11 protein-coding genes are annotated in these 13,846 nt (G+C 72.6%); 3 read left to right on the forward strand and 8 right to left on the reverse strand.

Annotated elements, in window-relative coordinates:
• Window positions 1–14: 14 nt before the first annotated feature.
• From NOCA_RS24515 to NOCA_RS24530, 4 genes are read right to left on the reverse strand one after another with little or no spacing between them, the layout of a single operon-like run.
• On the reverse strand, window positions 15–1,175 hold the full coding sequence (locus NOCA_RS24515) for an acyl-CoA dehydrogenase family protein (RefSeq protein ID WP_011757979.1): 1,161 nt from the start codon (window positions 1,173–1,175) through the stop codon (window positions 15–17).
• Window positions 1,172–2,926, reverse strand: a complete 1,755-nt coding sequence (locus NOCA_RS24520; RefSeq protein ID WP_011757980.1) for an acyclic terpene utilization AtuA family protein — start codon at window positions 2,924–2,926, stop codon at window positions 1,172–1,174. Before NOCA_RS24520 ends, NOCA_RS24515 begins: the two co-directional genes overlap by 4 nt.
• On the reverse strand, window positions 2,919–3,719 hold the full coding sequence (locus NOCA_RS24525; RefSeq protein WP_011757981.1) for a TIGR03084 family metal-binding protein: 801 nt from the start codon (window positions 3,717–3,719) through the stop codon (window positions 2,919–2,921). Before NOCA_RS24525 ends, NOCA_RS24520 begins: the two co-directional genes overlap by 8 nt.
• Entirely contained in the window at window positions 3,716–4,339 is a 624-nt protein-coding gene (locus tag NOCA_RS24530) for a TetR/AcrR family transcriptional regulator (protein WP_238383395.1), read from the reverse strand. Before NOCA_RS24530 ends, NOCA_RS24525 begins: the two co-directional genes overlap by 4 nt.
• A 153-nt stretch (window positions 4,340–4,492) precedes the next feature.
• On the opposite strand from NOCA_RS24530, the gene NOCA_RS28535 reads away from it, so the two are divergent.
• Entirely contained in the window at window positions 4,493–5,311 is an 819-nt protein-coding gene (locus tag NOCA_RS28535; protein ID WP_011757983.1) for an RDD family protein, read from the forward strand.
• A 6-nt stretch (window positions 5,312–5,317) separates the two neighbouring features.
• Entirely contained in the window at window positions 5,318–6,583 is a 1,266-nt protein-coding gene (locus NOCA_RS24540) for an alpha/beta fold hydrolase (protein ID WP_011757984.1), read from the forward strand.
• A gap of 242 nt (window positions 6,584–6,825) precedes the next feature.
• On the opposite strand, the gene NOCA_RS24545 is transcribed toward NOCA_RS24540, so the two are convergent.
• The 4 genes from NOCA_RS24545 to NOCA_RS24560 form a co-directional block, all read right to left on the reverse strand.
• On the reverse strand, window positions 6,826–7,497 hold the full coding sequence (locus tag NOCA_RS24545) for a histidine phosphatase family protein (RefSeq protein ID WP_011757985.1): 672 nt from the start codon (window positions 7,495–7,497) through the stop codon (window positions 6,826–6,828).
• A gap of 83 nt (window positions 7,498–7,580) precedes the next feature.
• Window positions 7,581–9,260 (reverse strand): formate--tetrahydrofolate ligase, encoded by a 1,680-nt coding sequence (locus tag NOCA_RS24550; RefSeq protein WP_011757986.1) that lies wholly within the window; start codon window positions 9,258–9,260, stop codon window positions 7,581–7,583.
• Between the two features lie 247 nt (window positions 9,261–9,507).
• Window positions 9,508–11,718: a 3-hydroxyacyl-CoA dehydrogenase NAD-binding domain-containing protein gene (locus NOCA_RS24555; RefSeq protein ID WP_011757987.1), complete on the reverse strand. Its 2,211-nt coding sequence runs from the start codon at window positions 11,716–11,718 to the stop codon at window positions 9,508–9,510.
• Window positions 11,719–11,816: 98 nt separating this feature from the next.
• Complete coding sequence (locus tag NOCA_RS24560) at window positions 11,817–13,028, reverse strand: acetyl-CoA C-acetyltransferase (RefSeq protein WP_011757988.1); 1,212 nt, start codon at window positions 13,026–13,028, stop codon at window positions 11,817–11,819.
• 54 nt (window positions 13,029–13,082) lie between these two features.
• Between NOCA_RS24560 and NOCA_RS24565 the strand changes: the two genes are divergently transcribed.
• Complete coding sequence (locus tag NOCA_RS24565) at window positions 13,083–13,841, forward strand: MerR family transcriptional regulator (RefSeq protein WP_041546940.1); 759 nt, start codon at window positions 13,083–13,085, stop codon at window positions 13,839–13,841.
• Window positions 13,842–13,846: the final 5 nt, after the last annotated feature.

Consider the following 13,846-nt stretch of genomic DNA (forward strand, 5'->3'; position numbering starts at 1 on the left):
CCCCGGCAGCCCCGTCATCGGGCGTACCCCAGCAGCTTGGCGGCGAGATCGGTGAGCACCTCGGTCGCACCTCCTCCGATCGGCAGGATCCGGGCGTCGCGGTAGTGCCGCTCCACCTCGGTCCCGTGCATGTATCCCGTCCCGCCGTGCAGCTGGACGGCCTGGTCACAGACGTACGTCGCGGCGTCGCAGGCGGTCTGCTTGGCCAGGCAGACCTCGGCGATCACGGACTCACCGGCGGCATGCCGGCGGGCCACCTCCCGGGCGTAGGCCCGGGCCACCTCGACCTGCCGCCTCATCTCGACGAGCTTGTGGCGCACCACCTGGTTGGCGATCAGCGGCCTGCCGAAGGTCTCCCGGTCGCGGCAGTACGCCGCGGTCAGCTCGAGCGACCGGGCGGCGATGCCGTAGGCGTGCACGGCGAGCGCGAGCCGCTCGACCACGAACTGCTCCGCGATGTAGTAGAAGCCGGCGTTCTCCTCGCCGACCAGGTTCGCGACCGGCACCTCGACGTCGACGAACGAGAGCTCGGCGGTGTCGGAGCAATGCCAGCCCATCTTGGTCAGCGCCCGGTCCACCGTGAAGCCGGGCGCGCCCTTCTCGATCACCAGCAACGACAGGCCGGCATGGCCGTCGGGGCCGGTGCGGACCGCGGTGGTGACGAAGTCGCCGCGCACGCCGCTGGTGATGAACGTCTTGGCGCCGTTGACGACGTAGACGTCGCCCTCCCGGCGGGCCGTGGTCCGGATGCCGGCGACGTCCGAGCCGCCCCCGGGCTCGGTGACGCCGAGCGCGCCGATCTTCTCCCCGGCCAGGGTCGGCCGGACGAACCGGTCGACCAGGTCGGGCGAGCCGTGCGCCGCGATGTGCGGCAGCGCGATGCCGCCGGTGAACAGGCCGGCCATCAGCCCGCTCGACGCGCCGGCCTCGAACATCCCCTCCTGGAGCTCGACGCTGTCCAGGACGTCGCCGCCCCCACCGCCGACCTCCTCGGGGAAGGAGATGCCGAGCAGGCCCTGCTTCGCGGCCGCCCGGTGCAGCTCGCGCGGGATCTCGCCGGCGTCCTCCCACTCCTGGAGGTACGGCGCCACCTCGCGCCGGACGAACTCGGCGCCGAGCTCACGGATCCCGCTCGACGGACCTCGCTCGTTCCTCGCGATCCCCTGCTCGGTCACAGCAACCCCTCCTGCACGTGCACCATCCGGGAGCGCACCCACTCGCCGAGCCCCTTCGCCTGCGGGTCGAACCGGGTCGACGCCGCGACCCCGTCGCCGAGCAGCCCGCGGATCAGCACGTTGACGCCGCCGAGGTTGGGCAGCACGAAGACCTCGACCTCCAGGTCGGCGGCCTCGGGCACGAGCTCGCGGACCTTGCGGGGGGTGATCAGCTTCGCGAGCCAGGTGACCCGGGCGTCGTACTTCCCCGATCCGTCGTTGACCACCCAGAGTCCCAGGTTCGCGTCGCCGCCCTTGTCCCCGGACCGCGCGTGCACGAACGTGCCGAGCGGCACCCGCCGGGTCAGCGAGTCCGTCGGGGCGGTGTACGGGGACGGGCGCCGGCCGGTGTCGTGGTCCGGCTCGCCGAACGCGGTCGGGTCCGCGACCGCCTCCCGGCGGCCGTCCGCGTGCACGACCGTGTGGGTGACGGCGCTGCGGTCGACGTACGCCGCGCGGTAGACGCCGTACGGCGTGGGCTGCGCGGGCGGAGCGGTCATCGTGAAGCCGGGGTACGACGCGAGCGCCAGCTCCACCGCGGCACTGGTGAACGCGCGGCCGACCGGGTCGGGTCGCTCGTCCTTGACCGTGCAGCGCAGCAGGCAGGACGCGCCCTCCTCGGTGTCCGCGTCGGCCGGCGGCAGCGCGGTGCGGGTCCAGCTGACCCCCTGCGCCGTCAGCGCCGGGGTGAGCTGCTCGCGCACCCAGTCGGCCTTCGCGTCGATGTCGAGCCCGGTGAGCACGAGCTCGACGGTGTTGCGGAAGCCTCCGAGCTCGTTGACGCAGACCTTGAGCCGCTCCGGCGGCGCCTCGCCGCGCACGCCGCTGACCTCCACCCGGTCGTGGCCGACCTCGCGGAGCCGGACGGTGTCGAGGCGGGTGGTGACGTCGGGGTTGAGGTAGCGGGTGCTCTGGATCTCGTACATGAGCTGGGCGGTGACCGTGTCGACGGTGACCGCGCCACCGGTGCCGGCCTGCTTGGTGACCACGCAGGAGCCGTCGGCCGCGATCTCCGCCAGCGGGAAGCCGAGCGGCCGCCCGTCGTGCGGGAGGGCGCGGAAGCCGGAGAAGTTGCCGCCGGTGGCCTGGGTGCCGCACTCGAGCACGTGCCCGGCCACGACCGCGCCGGCGAGCTCGTCGTACGACGTCGGCGTCCAGCCGTGGTGCGCGACCGCGGGCCCGACCACGAGGCTGGCGTCGGTGACCCGGCCGGTGACGACCACGTCGGCGCCGGCGGTGAGCGCGGCGGCGATGCCGAACCCACCGAGGTAGGCGTTGGCGGTGAGCGCGCCCGCGAACCCGAGCTCGGCGGCGCGCGACCGCAGGTCGTCGCCCTCGACGTGCGCGACGGCCGGGTCGAGGCCGAGGCCGCGGGCGACCTCGCGGATCCGGTCGGCGAGTCCGGCGGGGTTGAGCCCGCCGGCGTTGCTGACGATCCGGACCCCGCGCTCGAGCGCGAGGCCGAGGCAGTCCTCGAGCTGGCGCAGGTGGGTCCGCGCGTAGCCGAGCGCCGGGTCCTTCATGGTGTCCTTGCCGAGGATCAGCATGGTCAGCTCGGCCAGGTAGTCGCCGGTGAGCACGTCCAGGACGGACCCGTCGTCCTGGCGGCCCTCGAGCATCTCCCGCATCGCGGAGAGCCGGTCGCCGTAGAAGCCGGAGCAGTTGCCGATCCGCAGTGCCCTCTCGAGGCCCTGCGTGGGTGCCTCAGCCACGGGAGGGCCTCCCCTCACCGGCGGGACCGGCAAAGGCCTGCGCGATCGTCAGCCACTTCTCGGCATCGGCGCCGGTCGCGACCAGGTCGGTGTCGTCGCGGTGCACGCGCTGGGTGACCAGCAGGCAGAAGTCCCAGGCCGAGCCGCGAACGAGCTGCTCGGCGTCCTCCGGGCCCCAGGCCCACGTCTCGCCGGACGGCGCGGTCAGCTCGATGCGGAACTCCTCGGCCGGTGCCTCGAGCCCGTGCACGGAGAACGCGAAGCCGCGGGTGCGTACGCCGAGGTGCGCGACGTGCCGGATCCGGTCGGTGCGCTCCGGGGCGACCTCGAGGGCGGCGTACACGTCGAGGGCGTGCGCCCAGGTCTCCATGAACCGGGCGGTCGCCATCGAGGCCGGCGACATGGGCGGTCCGAACCACGGCATCTTCTGGCCCTCGGGGAAGTCCCGCAGCGCTCGCGGGAGCGCCTCGCGCGCCGCGCCCCACCGGGCGAGCAGTGCCTCGGGCCGCAGCCGCGCGACCTCGATCGCCTGGGCGTCGACGAAGCCGGTGGGGTCCTCGAGGGCCTGGAGCACCAGCGCGTCCCACGCCTGCTGGCCGTCGGGCGTGCGGGCGCCGGCGGCGACCACGGCGACCTCGTCGGTCCACAGCAGGTGGGCGACCTGGGTGGCGACCGTCCACCCCGGGGCGGGGGTCGGGGCCTGCCAGCCGTCCTCGTCCAGGCCGGCGACGGCGTTCCACAGCCGGTCGCCCTCGGCCCTGAGGTCGTCGAGGAGGTCGTCGAGCAGACTCATGCGGTCTCCTTCAGGTGCTGGTCGAGCACCTCGGCCCAGCGGTCGAGGATGCGCCCGCGGCGGCGGGCGTCGTCGGTGATCGTGTTCGCGAGGCCCAGGCCGCGGACCAGGTCGAGGGTGGCCTGCACGAGCTCGCGGGTGCCGGTGCGGGACTCGTCGGCGCCGAGCAGCTCGACGGTCATCCGGTGCGTCTCCCGGCCCACCCGCAGCTCCAGCGGGCCGACGGCGGCGAGCAGCGCCGGATCGGTGCGGGCCGCGACCCACAGCTCCAGGGCGGCGGTGAAGACCGGCGCGGTGAAGTGGTCGGCGAGCATCTGCAGCACCGCGCGGGTCCGCCGCCGGCCGGCCGGCAGTCCCACCGCGGCGGCCGCGAGCTCCGCGCCGCGCTTCTCGGTGAGGTGCTCGACCGCCGCCACGACCAGGTCGTTCTTGGTCGGGAAGTGGTGCAGCTGCGCCCCGCGGCTGACCCCGGCCCGCTCGGAGACCAGCGTCGTCGACGTGCCGGCGAAGCCGCGCTCGACCAGGCACTCGACCGTGGCCTCCAGCAGCCGGGCCCGCATCAGCCGGGTGCGCTCCTCCTGGGGCACCCGCGGCACCGCCCCACCCGTCGCCGTCGTCACCGCCACAGCATGGCCGCGCGCACAACAAACAGTCAAGCCTGTCTTTTTATTCGGGATAGTCCCTGACGTTTACGCGGTCGACACGCCGGGCGGAACCGCGCAATCGTCAGGGACTATCGTCCGTCGGCGGCGAGAGGTCACTACCCTGAGGCCATGTCCGATTCCGGTACTCCGCCGCAGGACCCGAACGCCAACCCCTACGGCGCGCCCCAGCCGGACGGCGAGCCCGCCGGCCAGCCGGCGCCGCCCCCGTACGGCCAGCCCGCCCCGTCTCCGTACGGCCAGCCGGCGTCGCCTTCGTACGGCCAGCCCGCCCCGCCTCCGTACGGTCAGCCGGCGCCGCCCCCGTACGGCCAGCCCGCCCCGCCCCCGTACGGTCAGCCCGCCCAACCGCCGTACGACCAGACCTATGGCCAGACCCCGTACGGACAGCCCTACGGCCAGCCCTACGCCCAGGCGGGGTACGGCGCGCCGGCACCGGTCTACGACTACGCGCACTGGGGCAAGCGGGCCGGCGGCTACCTGCTCGACAGCCTGTTCACGATGCTGGTCGCGATCCCGGCGTACGGGCTGCTGTTCGGCGGCATCGCGGTCGGCACCCAGGACATGGAGACCTACACCGACGCCGCCGGGGTCAGCCACACCACCGGCGAGTGGGACAACGCGGGGACGCCGCTGGTGATCCTCGGCGCGGTGCTGTTCCTGCTGCCGCTGGCCTTCTTCATCTGGAACACCTGCCTGCGGCAGGGCCGCACCGGCTACAGCCTCGGCAAGGGCATCGTCGGCATCCGCCTGGTCGGTGAGTCCGACGGCCAGCCGATCGGCGGCGGCATGTCGTTCGTGCGCTACCTGCTGCACATGCTCGACAGCCTCGCCTGCTACCTCGGCTGGCTGTGGCCGCTGTGGGACGCCAAGCGGCAGACCTTCGCCGACAAGATCCTCCGCACGGTCGTGGTCAACCAGCCCAAGTAGCCGCACATGCCGACCCGCGTCCGCGACCTGCTCCTCACCGACCACGTCGTCGAGGTGCCGCTGGACCACGCCCGCCCGGACGGCCGCACCATCGACGTGTTCGCCCGCGAGGTGGTCGCGGCCGAGCGGGCCGCGGACGACCTGCCGTGGCTGCTGTTCCTCCAGGGTGGTCCGGGCGGCAAGTCGCCGCGGCCGGGCAGCGGCGCCGGCGACGCGTGGGTGTGGCACGCGGCGCGGACCCACCGGGTGCTGCTGCTCGACCAGCGCGGCACCGGCCGCAGCACGCCGATCACCGCCCGGACCGTCCAGGGGATGGGCGACGCCGAGCTCGCGGCGTACCTGCGGCACTTCCGGGCGGACGCGATCGTCGACGACGCCGAGGTGCTGCGCGCCCGGGTCGCGGGCGGGGCGGCGTGGCAGACGCTGGGCCAGAGCTACGGCGGCTTCGTCACGATGACCTACCTCTCCCGGGCGCCCCAGGGCCTGCGCGCCTGCTACGTGACCGGCGGGCTGCCGGGCCTCACGGCGTCCGCCGACGACGTCTACGCCCGGACGTTCCCGCGGATCGCCCGCAAGAACGCCGAGTTCCGTCACCGCCACCCCGGCGACGCCGAGCGGCTGCGCGCGATCGCCGACCACCTCGAGGAGTACGACGTCCGGCTGCCCGACGGCGACCGGCTGACCGCGCGGCGGCTGCGCACCCTCGGCATGGCGTTCGGGATGAGCGACGGCTACGACCGCATCCACTGGTTGCTGGAAGAGGCCTGGCACGGCAGTGAGCTCGCGGACGGGTTCCGGCACGCCGCGCTGGGCCTGACCGGGTGGGTGGACACCCCGTTGGGTGTGCTGCAGGAGTACGCGTACGGCCAGCCGGGCATGGCACCGACGGCCTGGGCCGCGCAGCGCGCGATCGAGCGACTCCCGGAGTTCGCCGCCGACGCCGACCCGCTGCTGCTCACCGGGGAGACGATGTTCCCCTGGATGTTCGAGGAGATCGCCGCGCTGCGCCCGTTCCGCGGCGCCGCCGAGCTGCTGGCGGCGTACGACGCCTGGCCGGCGCTCTACGACCTCGACCGGCTCGCGGCCAACCAGGTGCCGGTCGCTGCGGTCGTCTACTTCGACGACATGTACGTCGACGCCGAGCTCTCCCTCGACACCGCCGCGCGGGTCGGGAACGTGCGGACCTGGGTCACCAACGAGTGGGAGCACGACGGGTTGCGCGCGGACGCCGGCCGGATCCTGCCGCGGCTGATCGAGCTGGCCCAGCGCTAGGCCCAGCGCCAGGCCCAGAGTTTGGCCCAGAGTTAGGCCCAGAGTTTGGCCCCTCTGGCCGCGTCGGCACGGGAGGCGCACACCATGCTGGTGGGCGCCCTGGTACTCGTCACCGCGCGGTCTCGTTCGAGCCCATCGTCTGGTTCATGATCAGCGGTGACCCCGCCCTGTTCCTCCTGGGCGGAGCCGGCGTCGTGCTCACGAGGCGGGCCGCCACCGAGCGGAGGGCCACCTGAGCACCCTCAGCGGTAGGTGAGCGTCTCCCCCTCGAGGTGGGGATGCTCGTTGAAGGTCAGCAGCCGCGCGCCGGTCGACCCGACCACGACGCGGGACATCGAGGAGTTCACGACCACGGTGTTGAAGCGGCTCCACAGCCGCGCGTAGGTCGCCGGGTCCTCGCCGTCCGGGTCGACCAGCGCCGCGCACGCCGCCGCGATCGGACCGCCCGAGCTCACCACGACGACCGTCCCTCCGGGGCCGGCGCCCGCGCCCGCCCGGTCGAGCGCGGCCCGCACCCGCTGGACGAAGCCGGGCCAGGACTCGGGGTACTCCGCGTCGTACCGGCCGCCCGTCCAGCGCTGGGTCGCGAGCTCGAAGACCCGCTGGAACTCCCGCCGGTCGAGCTCGCCGTCGGGATGGTCGGGGTACGCCGCCACCACGCCGAGGTGGTCGAACTCGTCCCAGCCGAGGTCCACCTCGACCTCCGGCGCCCAGCCGGCGGCGGTGGCCACGGCCGCGGCGGTCTCGCGGTGCCGCCGCATCCCGCCGCTGAGCACCGCGGTCGGGACCACCTTGCGCTCGGCGAGCCAGGCGCCCAGCAACCGGCCCTGCTCCCAGCCGGTCTCGGACAGCACGTCGTAGTCGTCGGCCCCGAACGACGCCTGCCCGTGACGGACCAGCAGCACCACACCCATGGGCGCCAACCTAGAGGTCGACCCGCCATCGGTTCCGGGCGGCCCAGCGGCTGGGATCCACTAGCTAGTGTCCTGTCAGGACACTAGGACAGCCCGATGATCGTGCCGTCGTCGGCGAGGTCGATCCGGGTCGCGGCCGGGCGCGTGGGCAGGCCGGGCATGGTCATCATGTCGCCGCAGATCACCACCACGAAGCCCGCGCCCGCCGACAGCCGGACCTCGCGGACCCGGAGCTCGTGACCGGTGGGCGCCCCGAGGAGGCCCGGGTCGGTCGAGAACGAGTACTGCGTCTTCGCCACGCAGACCGGCAGCGTGCCGTACCCGTCGCGCTCGATGCGCGCCAGCCGCTTGCGCGCCTTGCCGTCCCAGGTGACCTGGCCGGCGCCGTACACCCGGGTCGCGACCGCCTCGACCTTCTCGGTCAGGGACAGCTCGTCGGGGTAGGTGAAGGAGAACTCGTCGCGCGCCGGCTCCTCGAGCGCCTGCAGGACGCCCTTGGCGAGGTCCTGCGCCCCGATGCCGCCGTCGGTGAAGTGGGTGGCCTGATAGGCGGGGACGCCGTACGACGCGGCGAGCTCGACGACCCTGACCACCTCGAGGTCGGTGTCCGTGGGGAACCGGTTGACCGCGACCACGCACGGGACGCCGTTCAGGTGCCGCAGGTTGTCCAGGTGGCGACGCAGGTTGTCCATCCCGGCCTCGACCGCGCCCAGGTCTTCGCGGTCCAGGTCGGCCAGGGCCACGCCGCCGTGGTACTTCAGGGCCCGCACCGTCGCGACGACGACCGCGACGTCGGGGCGCATCCCGGACATCCGGCACTTGATGTCGATGAACTTCTCCGCGCCGAGGTCGGCCCCGAACCCCGCCTCGGTGACGACGTAGTCGGCCAGCCGCAGGCCGGCCCGCGTCGCCATCACCGAGCTGCAGCCGTGTGCGATGTTGGCGAACGGCCCGCCGTGGACCAGCGCCGGTGCGCCCTCGAGGGTCTGCACGAGGTTCGGCGCGATCGCGTCGCGCAGCAGCACCGCCATCGCGCCGTCGGCGCCGAGGTCGCGGGCGGTGACCGGCGCGCCGGCACGGGAGTAGCCGATCACGATGTCGCCGATGCGGCGCTTCAGGTCGGCCCAGGACTCGGTGAGGCAGAAGATCGCCATCAGCTCCGAGGCGACCACGATGTCGAAGCCGTCCTGGCGGGGGAACCCGTTGGGCGGGCCGCCCAGCCCGACGACCACCTCGCGCAGCGCGCGGTCGTTGGTGTCGAGCACCCGCTTCCAGGTCACGCTTCGCACGTCGATGTCGAGCTCGTTGCCGTGGTGCACGTGGTTGTCGATCAGCGCGGCGAGCAGGTTGTTGGCCGCGGCGATCGCGGCGAAGTCCCCGGTGAAGTGCAGGTTGATGTCGGTCATCGGCACCACCTGGCTGTAGCCGCCGCCGGCGGCCCCGCCCTTGAGACCGAAGACCGGACCCATCGACGGCTCGCGCAGGCACGCGATGGCCCGCTTGCCGAGCCCGTGCAGCGCGTCGGTGAGCCCCACCGACGTGGTCGTCTTCCCCTCGCCCGGCGGGGTCGGCGAGAGCGCCGTCACCAGGATCAGCCGGCCGAGCGGGCGGTCGGCGAGCGAGTTCAGGTAGGTGATGCCGACCTTCGCCTTGTAGTGGCCGTACGGCACCAGGTGCTCGGCCCCGATGCCGAGCGACTCGGTCGCTACCTCGGTGATCGGCCGCAGCGTGGCGGCCCCGGCGATCTCGATGTCGGACAGCACCGTCGAGCACTCCTTCGTGCGCCGGTCCGGGCCTCCCCGGGCCTCTGCGGGAACGCTAACCCGATCGCCCTCGCGAGGTAGGTGAATCGGCACGGATCCGGGCGCTGTGGCGAGCGTCTCACCCCCGTGGCCGGCCGAGGCCGGAGCACCGGCGGACGCCGTCCCTGACGAACGGGCACGCGACACGCCGCGGGCGCGTGCGCCAAGTCAGGGACGACGTCGGCGACGAGGACTCCCGTGGCTCCCGTCAGGCCGGGAAGGACCCGTTCGACGCGGCCAGGTCGCGCAGGTACGCCGTGGGGCGGAACCGCTCGCCGTACTTCTCGGCCAGCTCGTCGGCGCGGGCGACGAACGCGCCCAGCCCGATCTGGCCGGCAGCCCCAGAATCAGACGGGGCCTCGTAGCCCTGCATGAACTGCGCGGCACCGCCGGTCATCGCCGGGAAGCCGATGCCCATGATCGAGCCGATGTTGGCCGCGGCCGAACTTGCGAGCACGCCCTCCTCGAAGCACTTCGCGGTCTCGAGCGCCTCGATGAACAGCATCCGGTCCTTCATGTCCTGCAGCGGGATCGGCTGCTCGCTGCGCGGGAACGCCTCCGCGAGGCCCGCCCAGACGCCCTGCCGCCGGCCGGCCTCGTCGTACTCGTAGAACCCGGCCCCCTTGAGCCGGGACGGACGGCCGAGCTCGATCATCTTCGCGACGACCTGCTCACCGGCGGAGGACTCCCAGGTGCGGCCCTCACGCTCGGCCGCGTCGGCGTTCGCCTTCTGGATCTTGGCCATCAGCTCCATGTTGAGCTCGTCGGTCAGCTGCAGCGGGCCGACCGGGTAGCCGGCCTGCGTGCCCGCGCGCTCGATCGACACCGGGTGCAGACCCTCCGCGACCATGGCGAGGCCCTCCATCACCTGCGTGCCGATCACCCGGGAGGTGTAGAAGCCGCGGCTGTCGTTGACGACGATCGGGGTCTTCCGGATCTGCTGGACCACGTCGTACGCCTTGGCCAGCGCGACGTCCGAGGTCTTCGCGCCCCTGATGATCTCGACCAGCGGCATCTTGTCGACGGGGCTGAAGAAGTGCAGGCCGATGAAGTCGGCGGGCCGGTCCACGCCCGACGCGAGCTCGGTGATCGGGAGCGTCGAGGTGTTCGAGCACAGCAGCGCGTCCTGGTCGACGTACGGCGCGATCTCGGCGAAGACCTGCTGCTTGAGCGACGGGTCCTCGAAGACGGCCTCGATCACGAGGTCGCAGCCGGCCAGGTCCGCGGCGTCCGCGGTGGCGGTGATCCGGCCGAGCAGCTCGGCCTTCTTCTCCTCGGTGCTGCGGCCCTTGGCGATCGCCTTGTCGAGCAGCTTCTCCGAGTAGGCCTTGCCCTTCTCGGCACTCTCGACGGCGACGTCCTTGAGCACGACCTCCATGCCGGAGCGGGCACAGGAGTAGGCGATGCCGGCGCCCATCATGCCCGCGCCGAGGACGCCGACCTTGACCGCGCGGTACGGCGGGATCCCCTGCGGGCGCAGCGATCCGGAGTTGATCGCCTGCAGGTCGAAGAAGAACGCCTGGATCATGTTCTTCGAGCCCTGGTTGACGATCAGGTTCGTCAGGTACCGCGACTCGATCCGGGACGCGGTGTCGAAGTCGACCAGCGCGCCCTCGACCGCGGCCGACAGGATCGCCCGCGGCGCCGGGTAGACCGCGCCCTTGGTCTGCTTGCGCAGCAGCGCCGGGAAGGCCGGCAGGAATCCGGCCAGCGCCGGGGACGTCGGCGAGCCGCCGGGCATCTTGTAGCCGGGCTTGTCCCAGGGGTTCTGGCTCTCCTCGGGGTTGGCCTTGATCCAGGCCTTCGCCGCCGGGACCAGCTCCTCGCGGGTGGCGACCAGCTCGTCGACCAGGCCCTTCTCCTTGGCGGCCGACGGCTTGAACTGGGTGCCGGTCAGCAGCACGTCCATCAGCCCTGACTGCAGGCCGAGCAGCCGCACGATGCGGGTGACCCCGCCACCGCCGGGCAGCAGGCCCAGGGTCGACTCGGGCAGGCCGAGCTTGACGCTGTCGTCGTCGACGACGATCCGGTGGTTGGTGGCCAGGCAGATCTCGAACCCGCCGCCGAGCGCGGCGCCGTTGATCGCCGCGACGACCGGACGGGGGAACTGCTCGAGCCGGCGCAGGCCGGCCTTGACGGCCTCGCCCATCGCGAACACCGAGTCCGCGTCGGCCTTGGTCGCCCGGACCATGTTCTTGAGGTTGCCGCCGGCGAAGAAGGTCTTCTTCGCGCTGGCGACCACGACGCCCGTCACGGTCTCGACCTCGTCGTACAGCCGCTGGACCGCGGCCGCCATCGACTCGAGGTAGAGCTCGTTCATGGTGTTCGCGCTCGACGTGGGGTCGTCGAGGGTGAGGGTGACGATGCCGTCCGCGTCCTTCTCGTAGCGAACGGCGCTCTGGGTCTGGGTCTCGGTCATGCGTGTTCCTGTCTGGGGAGCGCGGTGGTTGAGGTGCGTTGCGCGCTAGCGCCGAGCCTCGAAACCACCGAAGCGGAAGGGTAGGGCGGAGCCGGGCGTCACACGATCTCGACGATGGTCGCGATGCCCATGCCCCCACCCACGCAGAGCGTGGCGAGGCCGCGGCGCAGGTCGCGGCGCTGGAGCTCGTCGACGAGGGTGCCGAGGATCATCGCGCCGGTGGCACCGAGCGGGTGGCCCATGGCGATCGCGCCGCCGTTGACGTTGGTGATGTCGTGGCTGATGCCCAGGTCGCGCATGAAGCGCATCGCGACGGCGGCGAAGGCCTCGTTGATCTCGAACAGGTCGATGTCCCCGACCTCGAGCCCGGCCCGGGCCAGTGCCTTGCGGGCGGCCGGCGCGGGACCGGTGAGCATGATCGTCGGGTCGGCGCCGGACACCGCGGCCGAGACGATCCGGGCCCGCGGGGTGAGGCCGAGCGCGGTCCCGATCTCCTCGGTGCCGATCGCGACCAGCGAGGCGCCGTCGACGATGCCCGAGGAGTTGCCGGCGTGGTGGACGTGGTCGATCCGCTCGACCCAGTGGTACTTCTCCAGTGCCACGTCGTCGAAGCCCGCCTGCGCACCGATGTCGGCGAAGCTCGGCTTGAGGCCGGCCAGGCCCTCGGCGGTCGTGTCGGGCCGGATCGTCTCGTCGTGGTCGAGCACGACCAGGCCGTTCTGGTCGCGGACCGGGATGACCGCTCCGCTGAAGTAGCCGTTGGCCCAGGCCTTGGCGGCCCGGTGGTGCGACTCGGCGGCGTATGCGTCCACGTCGTCTCGGGTCCAGCCCTCGAGCGTGGCGATCAGGTCGGCACCGATGCCCTGGGGCACGAAGCCGGTCTGCAGCGCGGTGGCCGGGTCGGAGGCCCAGGCGCCGCCGTCGGAGCCCATCGGCACCCGGCTCATCGACTCCACGCCGCCGGCGAGGATCAGGTCCTCGAAGCCGCCGCGGACCCGGGAGGCCGCCTGGTTGACCGCCTCCAGGCCGGAGGCGCAGAAGCGGTTGAGCTGCACGCCGGCGACCGTCTCGGGGTAGCCGGCCTTGAGCGCGGCGGTCTTCGCGATGTCCCCGCCCTGCTCGCCGATCGGGGTCACGACGCCGAGGACCACGTCGTCGACGCGCTCGGGGTCGAGGGAGGGGTTGCGCTCCTTGATCTCGTCGAGGAGCCCGACGATCAGGTCGACGGGCTTCACCTCGTGGAGGGAGCCGACCTTCTTGCCCTTGCCGCGGGGCGTGCGGATGTGGTCGTACACGAATGCCTCAGCCATGGACCGATTGTGACACTATTACTGTCACCGTCAAGGAAGAGTGTGAGGAGGGTCATGGACGAGAACGTCGCGCCGGTCGAATCGGTCCGTGAGCTGCTGACCCTTGAGGAGCTGACCAACCGGGTCGGCATGAGCGTGCGCAACATCCGCTTCTACACCACCAAGGGCCTGGTCCCGCCGCCGATCCGGCGGGGCCGGTCGGGCTACTACAGCTCCGACCATGTGGCCCGACTGGAGCTGGTGCGGGAGCTGCAGTCCCACGGCTTCACGCTGTCCGCGATCGAGAAGTACCTCGCCGGGATCCCTGCGGACGCCTCGCCGGAGGACATCGCGCTGCACCGCACGATGCTCGCCCCCTGGCAGGCGGACGTGCCGGTGGAGATGTCGCGCGCAGAACTCGAGCGACGCACCGGCCGCGCGCTCAGCGAGGAGGACCTGGCCACCCTCTCGGCGCTCGGGATCGCGTTCCGCACCAAGCGTGGCCGCTACGAGGTCGCGGTCTCGCACCTCTCGGTCGGTCTCGGGCTGCTCGACCTCGGCTTCCCGATGGAGGCCGCGATCGCGGCCGGGGAGGTGTACGCCGACCACGGCCGGCAGATCGCCAAGGAGCTCAACGAGCTGTTCCGCACCATGGTGTGGCCGGTCTACAAGGAGTCCGGGGCGCCGCCGCAGAAGCTGCGCGAGGTCGTCGAGCGGCTCAAGCCGCTGTCCATCGCCAGCCTGGTCTCGGCGTACGAGGCCGCGATGGACGAGACCCGCCGCGAGGAGATCGCCGCGCGCAGCCGGCGTACCCCGCGCGGGACGAAGGATTGAACCGG

It is taken from the genome of Nocardioides sp. JS614, from assembly GCF_000015265.1.
GTDB lineage: Bacteria > Actinomycetota > Actinomycetes > Propionibacteriales > Nocardioidaceae > Nocardioides.

What these genes read in the sequence shown, in the direction of transcription:
- NOCA_RS24525 (WP_011757981.1), bottom strand. Translation starts at nt 3,719, where the DNA reads ATGAGTCTGCTCGACGACCTCCTCGACGACCTCAGGGCCGAGGGCGAC.
- NOCA_RS28535 (WP_011757983.1), top strand. Translation starts at nt 4,493, where the DNA reads ATGTCCGATTCCGGTACTCCGCCGCAGGACCCGAACGCCAACCCCTAC.
- NOCA_RS24540 (WP_011757984.1), top strand. Translation starts at nt 5,318, where the DNA reads ATGCCGACCCGCGTCCGCGACCTGCTCCTCACCGACCACGTCGTCGAG.
- NOCA_RS24545 (WP_011757985.1), bottom strand. Translation starts at nt 7,497, where the DNA reads ATGGGTGTGGTGCTGCTGGTCCGTCACGGGCAGGCGTCGTTCGGGGCC.
- NOCA_RS24555 (WP_011757987.1), bottom strand. Translation starts at nt 11,718, where the DNA reads ATGACCGAGACCCAGACCCAGAGCGCCGTTCGCTACGAGAAGGACGCG.
- NOCA_RS24560 (WP_011757988.1), bottom strand. Translation starts at nt 13,028, where the DNA reads ATGGCTGAGGCATTCGTGTACGACCACATCCGCACGCCCCGCGGCAAG.
- NOCA_RS24565 (WP_041546940.1), top strand. Translation starts at nt 13,083, where the DNA reads ATGGACGAGAACGTCGCGCCGGTCGAATCGGTCCGTGAGCTGCTGACC.